This window comes from Methylobacterium sp. WL103 (assembly GCF_008039885.1).
Lineage (GTDB): Bacteria > Pseudomonadota > Alphaproteobacteria > Rhizobiales > Beijerinckiaceae > Methylobacterium > Methylobacterium cerastii.
In genome coordinates this window covers 1-627 of record NZ_VRUX01001190.1, presented here as the reverse complement: position 1 = coordinate 627, position 627 = coordinate 1, and the positions used below count along the sequence as shown (strand labels likewise).

The 627-nt window shown below is 76.9% G+C and carries 1 protein-coding gene; it reads left to right on the top strand.

From position 1 onward, the window contains the following. Positions 1-627, top strand: a 627-nt coding sequence (locus tag FV222_RS28545; RefSeq protein ID WP_147816479.1) for a PAS domain S-box protein, incomplete at both ends; no start/stop codon positions are given.

The window sequence follows — 627 nt, the reverse complement described above, 5'->3', positions numbered from 1 at the left end:
GCTGTCCGGCCTCGCCGTCGCGGTGCTGGCGCAGGGGCGGCGGACGATGGCGCAGCGGGATTCGGAAGGGTTCGTCGCCGCCACAGCCTCGGCGCTGATCACCACCGACGCCGCCGGCCGCATCACCTTCGCCAACCCCGCCTGCGAGACCCTGCTCGGCTATCCCCAGGGGGCGCTGGCCGGGCGGGACGTGGCCTCGATCGTCCCCGTGCGCCTGCGCGGGCACCACGTCGCCGGCATGGGCGCGCTCACCGCCGGCGGGACGCCCAAGCTCGCCGGGCGCTCGGTCGAGGTGACGGCGCTCCGCGCAGACGGCAGCGAGGTGCCGATCGAGCTCTCGCTCTGCGCCTGGGGCGAGGGCGCCGAGATGGGCGTCGGCGCGGTGATGCGCGACATCTCGGAGCGCCGCCGCCGCAACGCGCGCCTGCTCCGCCTCGCTCACGAGGACCCTGCCACCGGCCTGCCGAACCGGGTGCGCCTCGCCGCGGAGATCGATTCCCGCCTCGCCGCCCGCTCGCCGGTCGGCTTGCTGACACTCGGCGTCGACGGCCTGCGGGCGGTGACCGACGGGTTCGGCTCCGGCGTCGGCGCGGCGTTGCTGGAGGCGCTGGTGGTGCGGCTGGCCGG